A 10,424-nucleotide genomic window follows, 5' to 3' on the forward strand; every position below is an offset into this window, starting at 1 on the left:
GTCACCGTCATTACGGTACAAGCCGAGTAAAAATAACTTTATCTTTGCTAAAAAATCAGGCACAAACGCCACGCCGAATATCTTTTGATATAACGGCGCAAACTCATTTCCAAAACAGTGAAGTTATATGCGCTTACCTTCTAGATCGTAAAAATCCGTTTTGTCGATATTTTTAGCTTAACGTTTAGCCAACAAAATTTAGTTACCTTCTCATCACAATATTTCCCATGGCTTCCTCCCCCTAAAACATAACCGTCGTTTTAAATGGTTCGGTAATATCCACTAGTTTTGGTTTAAAGATGACCATTTGTGATTGATAAAACTCCCAATGCAAAAGCAATTGCTATTTTTTCACTAAATTTTTCACAAATAAGATTGTGGATTAATGAAAAAAAATCATTGGTTGAGTTAAATTTTAATATTACACCATCAACGAGACAAACTATTTTTAATAAATAATAAAAAATATCACTCATTGAGTAGATTGAAATCTTACTATCTCAAACAATGAGAATAATTTTGATTTCATACAATGAGAGATAATATGGCAAGATTTACCGCAGCGGAAACTGATATTGCTATCGGCAAGCGAATTCAACTTCGCCGCAAAGAACTGGGCATCAGTGCTGAAGTATTAGCTGAAAAAATTGGAGTGTCACAACAACAATTTTCTCGTTATGAACGAGGGGCAACTAAAATGAATGTGAACCATTTAGTCAATATAGCCATTATTTTAAATACCCCTATTGATTGGTTTTTTAGTGATAGCAAAACTTTTAACCTAGATGATGATAAACCTCTCTATGTTCCTATACATAATGATGCCTTACGTTTTCGTCTTAATCACCATTGGCAACAAATGAATAATGAGCAAAAACGCACTTTAATTAACTGGCTTGATGCTATTTTCGGAGGACAATAAAACAAAGGCTAAAAATGCGTAGTACAGCTATCTTCTACTCTCTGAATTTTGAAAGGGTAGTAAAATGAGTATCAAATAAAGATCATATGGCGAGGAAATAAGTAGGAATCATAAAAAAACAAAGTGCGGTTGGATAAACCGCACCTTTTCTTAAAAATACATCAAAATAACCCTATCAATCACTTTCATCTAAATTTCACACAACCCGACTACGAATATTTCCATCTGCGACTTTTGTCGTAATCACGTCCCCTTGTTTAACGTCATTTATACTTGCAATTGTTTTTCCTTGCTCCGTTGTTGCAATGGAATAACCGCGTGCTAAAACCTTCAACGGGCTTAATCCATCTAATTTTCCACATAATGTTGCAAGCCTGTTTTGACGTTCGGTCAATTGGCGGTTTATGCTGAAATGTAGTCGACCTTGTAATTGGACTAATTGTTGTTGATGACGTTGGACACGGTAAGGTAAGGGATTTTGTGCTAGACGAACGGCAAGTGCGGTCAATTTTTGCTGTGTTTTTTCAAACTGACGTTGTATCGCAAAGTGTAAACGCTGTACAAGTTGTTCATTTTTTGCTTGTTGAACACGAAGTCGATTCTGTGGATGCTGATTTTGCAAACGTAATGTCAGCTGTTTTAAATGCTGGCTTTTTTGTACTAATAGTCGGTCAAACGCCATATCTAATCGCTGTTGCTGATGGCGGAGTTGTTGTTGTAGTTCCTCTTGATTTCGGCTAACTAACTCTGCGGCTGCGGAGGGCGTAGGAGCTCGAAGATCAGCAACAAAATCCGCAGTGGTTACATCCGTTTCATGACCTACTGCACTGATAATCGGCAAGGCGGAACGAAAAATTGCGCGCGCGACAGACTCCTCGTTAAAACACCAAAGATCCTCTAACGAACCGCCGCCTCGTCCAATAATAAGCACATCGACTTCCCGTCGTGCATTTGCCAGTTCGATCATCTGCACAATCTCAGCCGTTGCCTCCTTACCTTGCACGGCAGTGGGATAAATCACCACTTTCAAACTCGGATCCCGCCTTGCCAAAATATGCAAAATATCTTGTAATGCGGCACCGGTGGATGAAGTGATAATCCCTACCGCTTTACTAAAGTGCGGTAAATTTTTCTTGAGATTTTGGGCAAATAGCCCCTCTGCCGCCAGCTTCATCTTCAGGGCTTCAAATTGCTGTTGTAACGCCCCTTCACCCGCAGAATGCATTGATTCAATGATGAGCTGATAATCGCCACGCGGTTCGTATAAACTCACATTAGCACGCACTAATACTTGCATACCATTTTGCGGGCGAAACGCCACACGCAAATTTTTCATCCGAAACATCGCACAACGCACCTGTGCATTTTCATCTTTTAATGTGAGATACCAATGCCCCGATACCGGTTGGCTAAAATTAGAAATTTCTCCCGTCAGCCAAATTTGTGAAAAATTGCTTTCCAACATTTGACGTGCCGCATTGTTGAGTTGGGATACGGAATAAATATTCTCAGACATACTCATCTATCAATACCCAGCCATCATCCAACCAGTTACAAATTGAATCTAACAATAATTCTATGGTTGTTTCCGAATCATCGGTAATATCCGCTAAATTTTGCAGGAATGTCCAATCTAGGGTTTCCCCATCTGCCAAACGTTTCAACACTGTCGTTTCAATGACATTCAATTCGTCCAACCATTCGCCATTGGCATAAATACGAAGGGGATTTTCCGTATAAAGCAACTTGCAATTATTATCCTGACAAAGTAGCGCCCCCTCTTCTAAATCGGCACGCACTTCTTCAGGATCACTCATTTCTTCAGAAACCAAGAGTTCATAACGGCGTGAACTCACCGCACTTGCCACTGCTTGTTTGAATAACTTGTCAAAGGCCTTGGAATGGGCAAGTTTATCCAGCAGTTGCCGTTTCATCACCTGAATATTTTCATCGGCAAGCTTACCGGTACGCTGTACCGACTGCGTTAAGCGAAGCGGTAAATCAAATTCGCTTAAATTCAAATCCGGATCCTGATGACAAAAACCTTTACTGATGCCATCAATTAAGTGGGTTAAATTCGGATAACGCAAGCCAAAAGAAAAGGTTAAACAATCCTCTTCCGCCACGCCATAATGTGCCATACGGGCGGGAATATAAAGAATATCGCCCGGATTCATTACCTCATCAATCACCAACTCCCCCATATCATCAAAAATACGAATCGGCTGATTCGGTTTAAACTCCGTGCTTGAATCACACCATTTCCCCAATTGCCAACGGCGACGACCATAACCTTGCACCAAAAACACATCATATTCATCATAATGTTTACCCACCGATCCGCCTTTCGGCGCATAAGACACCATAATGTCATCACGTTGCCATTGGGGAATAAAACCAAATTTGTTCCAAAGCCGCCCCAATTCCGGCGACCATTGTTCCATATTTTGCACTAGCACAGACCATTTTTCCGGCCCCCCCTTAAAATCTTTTTCCGCTAAAGGGCTAAAAAACACTTTCCAATCATCATCCGAAAAGGTTTTGACTAAACGTGCCGTAACATCTTCATTTTGCGCCAACTCAATAATATCCTGCGGTTCAAACTGCCCCACAATTTCAGGCAAACCGTTTCGGATAATGAGTGGCTTTTTCTGCCAATAATCCCGCAAGAAAATTTCAGGGGTGATGGATTCGGGTAAGCAAAAATCCGTTGGGAAAAGTGAAAGTGCGGTCATTTTTGGACTCCTTTTTCTTTATTGGCTTGAGCGGCTTGTTCTGCTGCCCGTTTCCGGCGAATTTCTTTCGGATCAGCCAGCAACGGACGATAAATTTCAACACGATCGCCCTCTTTCAATAGATCGGTTAATTTTGTCGGACGACTAAAAATTCCAATTTTATTTTGACGTAAGTCAATATCAGTAAACTGTTGCAAAATACCGGATTGCAAAATCGCAGTTTGCACCATTGTCCCCTCAGCGACTTGGAGCGATTTCAAATAATAGTGATCCGGCAGCGCATAGGCAATTTCAATATTAATCTGATTCATTATGCTTTCTTTATACAAAAATTTTCGGCTATTATAGCGGAAAAGTGCGGTCAGTTTTAACGATAAAATAGGGAGTAAAATGAATTGGGTATTTTTCGCTGTCGGATCAGCATTTTTCGCCGGTTTAACCGCAATTCTAGGAAAACTCGGTGTGGAGGGAATAAATAGTAATCTTGCCACCTTTATTCGCACTATCGTTGTATTGCTTGTTACCGCCGGCATCATTTCCGCCCGTAACGAATGGCAATTACCGCACCATATCGTCGCTAAACCTTTTACTTTCCTAATTTTATCAGGCGTTGCCACCGGGCTGTCATGGTTATGTTACTATCGCGCCTTGCAACTCGCCCCGGCATCTTGGGTTGCACCTATTGATAAACTGAGTGTTGTGATTGCGATTATTTTAGGCGTAGTCGTCTTAGGCGAACCCTTGAGCTTAAAACTCATAATAGGCAGTATATTGATTCTGGCGGGTGTGCTTGTTCTAGCGTTATAGATTGAGAATTTACCCGCATTTCGCTACAATGCGCTACTATTTTTTAATTATTACGTTTTAACCTCATTACTTAATATGTCTGAAATAAAACTCATCGTTGGACTTGGTAATCCCGGAGATAAATATGCCGAGACACGTCATAATGCCGGTGAATGGTTGATAGAACGTTTAGCACATCGTTTCAATACTACGCTTAATCCTGAGAACAAATTCTTCGGTAAAACCGTCCGCACTTTAGTAAATGGAAAAGAAGTCCGCTTACTTGTGCCGACCACTTTTATGAACTTAAGCGGTAAAGCGGTGGCAGCCTTGAGTGGATTTTATCGCATTCAACCGGAACAAATTCTTGTGATTCATGATGAACTGGATCTACCGCCCGGTGTCGCAAAACTCAAACTGGGCGGCGGACACGGCGGACATAACGGTTTGAAAGACATTGTGGCAAAACTAGGAAATAACAACAATTTCTATCGCTTACGCTTAGGAATCGGACATCCCGGGCATCGTGATTTAGTTGCCGGTTATGTTCTTAATAAACCGGCTCCGACAGAGCGTAGCGCTCTTGAAAAAGCCCTAGACGAAGCCACAGATTGCGTGGAAATGATTTTTAAAGACGGCATAGTAAAAGCGACCAATCGCTTAAACAGTTTTAAAATTTAAAAGTGCGGTCATTGTCGCAACTTTTTTGACTCAATATAAGGAAAAAATATGGGATTTAAATGTGGTATCGTGGGCTTACCAAACGTAGGGAAATCCACCCTTTTTAATGCGCTCACTAAAGCAGGTATTGAAGCGGCAAATTATCCGTTCTGTACGATTGAACCAAACACTGGCGTTGTCCCAATGCCGGATCCCCGCCTCGATGCCCTCGCGCAAATAGTGAAACCTGAACGCGTTCTCCCGACCACTATGGAGTTTGTGGATATTGCAGGATTAGTGGCCGGAGCGAGTAAAGGCGAAGGCTTGGGTAATAAATTCCTAGCAAACATTCGTGAAACCGATGCCATCGGTCATGTCGTTCGTTGCTTTGAAAATGACGATATTGTACACGTTGCCGGAAAAATTGATCCGTTAAACGATATTGAAACCATCAATACCGAACTTGCGCTTGCCGATTTAGATAGTTGCGAACGAGCCATTCAGCGTTTACAAAAACGTGCAAAAGGCGGCGATAAAGAAGCGAAATTTGAGCTTTCAGTGATGGAAAAAATCCTTCCCGTCCTTTCTGAAGCGGGAATGATTCGCTCCGTTGCTCTTGATAAAGAGGAGTTGCTTGCCATTAAAAGCTATAATTTCTTAACCCTCAAACCGACTATGTATATCGCAAACGTCAACGAAGACGGTTTTGAAAATAATCCGTACCTTGATAAAGTCCGCGAATTTGCTGAAAAAGAGGGTTCTGTGGTTGTGCCGGTGTGTGCCGCCATTGAATCGGAAATTGCCGAACTTGACGATGAAGAAAAAGTCGAATTTTTACAAGATTTAGGCATTGAAGAACCCGGTTTGAACCGCGTTATTCGTGCCGGCTATGCCCTATTAAATCTTCAGACTTACTTCACCGCCGGCGTAAAAGAGGTACGCGCATGGACGGTTTCTGTAGGCGCAACCGCACCAAAAGCCGCAGCCGTCATTCACACGGATTTTGAGAAAGGTTTTATCCGTGCCGAAGTCATCGCCTATGAAGATTTTATTCAATACAAAGGTGAAAACGGTGCGAAAGAAGCCGGTAAATGGCGTTTAGAAGGGAAAGATTACATCGTACAAGATGGTGATGTCATGCACTTCCGTTTCAACGTATAAATTTAATCAAACACGACCGCACGACGCCTAAAGTGCGGTCTTTTTTTAGAAAATTTGAGAAAGCAAAATGTCAAACATCATCATTTTAGACGGTGGAATGGGGCGTGAATTGGCGCGCCGTAAAGCGCCTTTTCAACAGCCCGAATGGTCCGCCCTTGCATTGTATCAACAGCCTTCCGCCGTTCAACTTGTGCATGAAGATTTTATTAAAAGCGGTGCTCAAGTGATTACAACAAATAGCTATGCTGTCGTACCCTTCCATATCGGTGAACAACGCTTTCATACCGATGGCAAAAATCTAGCGGATCTGGCCGGGCGTTTAGCCAAAAGTGCGGTAGAAAATTCGGGTGTTTCTCATATCAAAATCGCAGGTTCAATTCCCCCATTATTCGGTTCTTACCGTTTTGATTTATATCAGCCTAACCGCGTACAAGAAGTTGCACAACCGATCATTGACGGGCTTTCGCCTTATGTTGATTTCTGGCTGTGTGAAACCCAAAGTTCCGCCACCGAGTCCCAAGCGATCAAACCTTTATTACCTAAAGATACACGCCCGCTTTGGGTGTCTTTCACGTTACAAGACGACGAGCCCACCGACATTCCCCGCCTACGTTCCGGTGAAACGGTACAAATTGCGGTCGAAAAAATGATCGAATTAGGTGTAGCGGCAATTTTGTTCAATTGTTGCCAACCTGAAGTAATTCAACAAGCTTTACTCACCACGCAGGAAACCTTAAAAAACCATCATATCACCACTATTCGTATCGGTGCTTATGCCAATGCTTTTCCTCCGCAACCGAAAAATGCCACCGCAAATGACGGTCTGGATGAAATCCGAGAGGATCTCAATCCGCAACAATATCTCCTCTGGGCTGAAAAATGGGTTGAAAGTGGCGCCACCATTATTGGCGGTTGTTGTGGCATTGGTCCCGAGCATATCAAAGCATTAGCGGAAAAATTCGGCTAGAATATCAATAAAATATCCTCTCCATCAATGAACAGAAACGAGATAAATTGGATAAATTATGCAAACGATTAATCAAATCAAAAGCGCAATTATTGCCGATCCTCAAAATAAATCTTTCACTGAACGTCATATCGAACCGCTTTTTGCCGCTCCCTCTACCGCTCGAATTAACATTGTCGGTCAGGCTCCCGGTGTAAAAGCGGAGCAAACACGTCTTTATTGGAATGATCAAAGCGGTGATCGCTTACGCGAATGGCTAGATGTTGATCGCGACACCTTCTATAATTCGGAGCTGTTTGCCGTCATTCCAATGGATTTTTACTATCCGGGCAAAGGAAAATCAGGCGATTTACCGCCCCGTAAAGGCTTTGCGGAAAAATGGCATCCGCAAATTCTAGCAGCCTTACCAAATATTCGGCTTACGCTCTTAATCGGGCAATATGCGCAAAAATACTATTTACCGCAAAATACCTTAAACGTGACGGAAACAGTAAAAAACTACCGTGAATTTCTACCGCACTTTTTACCCTTAGTACATCCTTCGCCACGTAATCAACTTTGGTTAAAGAAAAATTTATGGTTTGAACAAGAAGTGGTACCGACCTTACAACAACTTGTGAAAACAATTTTATCCCATTGATTATCTTATTTTTTCGGAAAACTGTTTTAGGAAATAATATGTCAAATAAAAAAATTGGTTTGCTTCCTCTAACCGCATTAGTTTTAAGCTCTATGATTGGCTCGGGTATTTTCAGCCTACCGCAAAATATGGCGCAAGTTGCCGGCTCGGAAGCTCTCATTATCGGTTGGACGATTACGGGTGTGGGAATTATTTTTCTCGGTCTCTCTTTCTTTTTCATTTCCAGACTTCGGCCCGAATTAGACGGCGGTATTTACACCTATGCACGAGAAGGTTTTGGCGAACTCATGGGATTTATATCTGCTTGGGGCTATTGGCTATGCGCCACTATCGGTATTGTGGGTTATTTAGTGGTTGCCTTTGAAGGACTAGGTACGTTCACCGATAGCGAAAATATGGTAATTTTCGGGCAAGGAAATACTATCGCTTCGTTTATCGGTTCTTCAATTGTTGTCTGGCTTGTACATATTTTAATCGCCAAAGGAATAAAAGAAGCGGCGACCGTAAACCTTATCGCTACTTTTGTGAAAGTTTTTCCGCTATTCTTGTTTATCCTGTTCGCACTATGGTTCTTCAACCCTGAAACCTTTAACCATGATGTGAAAGCAACCGCATTAAATAATAACGTCTCCGATCAAGTAAAAAATACTATGTTAATCACCCTTTGGGTGTTTAGCGGCGTAGAAGGAGCGGTGATATTATCGGCACATGCCAAAAAACGTACTGATGTCGGGCTTGCCACCGTATTGGGGATTTTAATCACCCTTGCATTATATGTGGCGATCACTGTGCTTTCCTTAGGAATTTTACCCCGTGAAACCATCGCTGCAATGTCAAATCCCTCTATGGCAGGCTTACTTGAACATATGATCGGGAATAGCGGAAAAATAATCATCATCTCCTGCTTAATTGTCTCAGTACTCGCATCTTACATTAGTTGGACGATGTTCTCTTCCGAAGTACCTTATCGTGGCTCTAAAAACGGTGCTTTCCCCAAAATTTTCGACAAACTCAATGAAAACAACACGCCGATTAACTCCCTTTGGTTTACCGGATTTGTCGTACAACTTTGTTTGTTATTAGTTTTGCTGACAGGAAAAAGTTATAACGCATTATTATTGATCTCTACCTCAATGATCCTCGTGCCTTATTTTTTGATTGGGGCCTATCTGTTTAAACTTGCCATTCAACAAAATGCCCCTTGGTACATTAAACTCACAGGCTTAATAGCATCTATTTACGGTTTGTGGATTTTATACGCTGCAGGATTGGATTATTTGCTCCTTTCCATTTTGCTCTATGTACCGGGGATTGGGTTATTTTTATATTCCCGCTATCAACACCAAGGAAAAAATTTCAATCTGAACAAATGGGAAAAATGTGTAATAGTCATTATTGCACTTCTATTTATTTGGGCTGTTTATAATGCCTTTACCAATGTTGACTGGACTTAATCCGTTTTCCAAGAGAGGTTAAAAATCACGGTATTATGGAGCGAACGTACAGAAACGAATATTTCAATATACCAGAAGAGTACAATATTTGTGTTCCTTATAAAATCAAATTATTTCAATAGGTTATTAAACGAATACAAACATTGCGTCCCTAAAACGACCCCTCTTTATAGGATTTTATTTGTTTAACAATAGTCTTAGGATTATCGTAAATCCCTTGAGACAGTATCCCACCGAAGTAGCCAAAGGTATGATTATGAGTAAACATTTCATTAGTAGCATAATTCCATTGCCAATACCTGCATCGGAAGAATTAACCACGATGAATCAGTGAATCGTCCCCCCCTGTCTGTCCGCTGCTTTGTGGGTTTCCCAATGGGCGATAAACTCCCAAACAAATGGTGAAAAATGAAAATACTGCTCAAAAAATCACAAGATAAAAATAGAAAATATCTCCCATAAAACACGCTAAAAAATAACCGCACTTTTAAACCGTTCAGCCTAAAAGTGCGGTCACAAAATCCGACGGATGTTGAACGTTGGCTTTGCCGAAGGCGTAAATCAATCACCTCAGGGATTTATAAGTGATTTTTCCGTTATTTTTTTGGTTTCTTCGGCAAGCCCGTTTCTAAATCTAATCCGTTATCCACTCGAACCCCTGCCTGATTGGCCAGTTTTAACATCAGGGCTTCACTCGGTTTAGGCGGGGCGTCGCCTTCATACCAACGCTGAAAGGCGATTTTGCCGTCCCATTCCTGCAAGGGGGCGGGCGGCAACGGCACGATGTCGTCTAAGTCGGGGACTTTGGGCTGAAGATAATTATTATCATCTAAATAGTTAGTAATAATTTCATATCTTCTTGAACGCTCTTCATCAGGAGAAACATCTAGAAAATTAAGATTATCTGCTTGCATTCCTTTTTCAAAAGCATGAGAAAGGGCTAATGCAGATATAATGTCACCGTTTTTAACGCCTTGATGGTAACTCTTTACTGCTTCTACATATTTTTTATCTAATTTAAAGCTCGATCCTAAATTAGATGAGGCATTGCCTAATCCTTGCTCTGATGCACATATCCTGAATTGCTCCACAAGTTTTA

The 10,424-nt window shown here is 41.5% G+C and carries 11 protein-coding genes; 7 read left to right on the forward strand and 4 right to left on the reverse strand.

Annotation, left to right across the window (positions count from 1 at the left end):
• Positions 1-544 precede the first annotated feature (544 nt).
• Entirely contained in the window at positions 545-922 is a 378-nt protein-coding gene (locus BKL51_RS05945) for a helix-turn-helix domain-containing protein (RefSeq protein WP_077465818.1), read from the forward strand.
• A 196-nt stretch (positions 923-1,118) separates the two neighbouring features.
• On the opposite strand, the gene xseA is transcribed toward BKL51_RS05945, so the two are convergent.
• Genes xseA through BKL51_RS05960 form a run of 3 tightly spaced genes read right to left on the reverse strand, consistent with a single transcriptional unit; the run spans position 1,119 to position 3,968 of the window.
• On the reverse strand, positions 1,119-2,438 hold the full coding sequence (gene xseA, locus BKL51_RS05950) for an exodeoxyribonuclease VII large subunit (protein WP_077465828.1): 1,320 nt from the start codon (positions 2,436-2,438) through the stop codon (positions 1,119-1,121).
• Complete coding sequence (locus tag BKL51_RS05955) at positions 2,431-3,657, reverse strand: cupin domain-containing protein (RefSeq protein ID WP_077465819.1); 1,227 nt, start codon at positions 3,655-3,657, stop codon at positions 2,431-2,433. Before BKL51_RS05955 ends, xseA begins: the two co-directional genes overlap by 8 nt.
• Positions 3,654-3,968 carry an RnfH family protein gene (locus tag BKL51_RS05960; protein ID WP_077465820.1) on the reverse strand — a complete coding sequence of 105 codons (315 nt, stop codon included), beginning with the start codon at positions 3,966-3,968 and terminating at the stop codon, positions 3,654-3,656. The genes BKL51_RS05955 and BKL51_RS05960 overlap by 4 nt, the downstream gene beginning before the upstream one ends.
• A 79-nt stretch (positions 3,969-4,047) precedes the next feature.
• Here BKL51_RS05960 and BKL51_RS05965 point away from each other — a divergent pair, with 79 nt between their 5' ends.
• The 6 genes from BKL51_RS05965 to BKL51_RS05990 all read left to right on the forward strand — a co-directional run bounded on the left by BKL51_RS05965 (position 4,048) and on the right by BKL51_RS05990 (position 9,325).
• Positions 4,048-4,464 carry an EamA family transporter gene (locus tag BKL51_RS05965; protein WP_077465821.1) on the forward strand — a complete coding sequence of 139 codons (417 nt, stop codon included), beginning with the start codon at positions 4,048-4,050 and terminating at the stop codon, positions 4,462-4,464.
• 75 nt (positions 4,465-4,539) lie between these two features.
• Positions 4,540-5,124: an aminoacyl-tRNA hydrolase gene (gene pth, locus BKL51_RS05970; RefSeq protein ID WP_077465822.1), complete on the forward strand. Its 585-nt coding sequence runs from the start codon at positions 4,540-4,542 to the stop codon at positions 5,122-5,124.
• 48 nt (positions 5,125-5,172) lie between these two features.
• Entirely contained in the window at positions 5,173-6,264 is a 1,092-nt protein-coding gene (gene ychF / locus BKL51_RS05975) for a redox-regulated ATPase YchF (protein ID WP_077465823.1), read from the forward strand.
• A 67-nt stretch (positions 6,265-6,331) separates the two neighbouring features.
• Positions 6,332-7,231 (forward strand): homocysteine S-methyltransferase family protein, encoded by a 900-nt coding sequence (locus tag BKL51_RS05980; protein WP_077465824.1) that lies wholly within the window; start codon positions 6,332-6,334, stop codon positions 7,229-7,231.
• A 58-nt stretch (positions 7,232-7,289) separates the two neighbouring features.
• Complete coding sequence (locus tag BKL51_RS05985; RefSeq protein WP_077465825.1) at positions 7,290-7,871, forward strand: uracil-DNA glycosylase family protein; 582 nt, start codon at positions 7,290-7,292, stop codon at positions 7,869-7,871.
• Positions 7,872-7,909: 38 nt separating this feature from the next.
• A complete protein-coding gene (locus tag BKL51_RS05990) occupies positions 7,910-9,325 on the forward strand; it encodes a basic amino acid/polyamine antiporter (RefSeq protein WP_077465826.1) in 1,416 nt (471 codons plus the stop codon).
• Between the two features lie 596 nt (positions 9,326-9,921).
• Here the strand turns inward: BKL51_RS05990 and BKL51_RS05995 are convergent.
• Positions 9,922-10,424 (reverse strand): DUF6396 domain-containing protein (locus BKL51_RS05995; protein WP_077465827.1); only part of this gene is annotated, 503 nt, incomplete at its 5' end.

The organism is Rodentibacter sp. Ppn85, from assembly GCF_001999335.1.
Lineage (GTDB): Bacteria > Pseudomonadota > Gammaproteobacteria > Enterobacterales > Pasteurellaceae > Rodentibacter.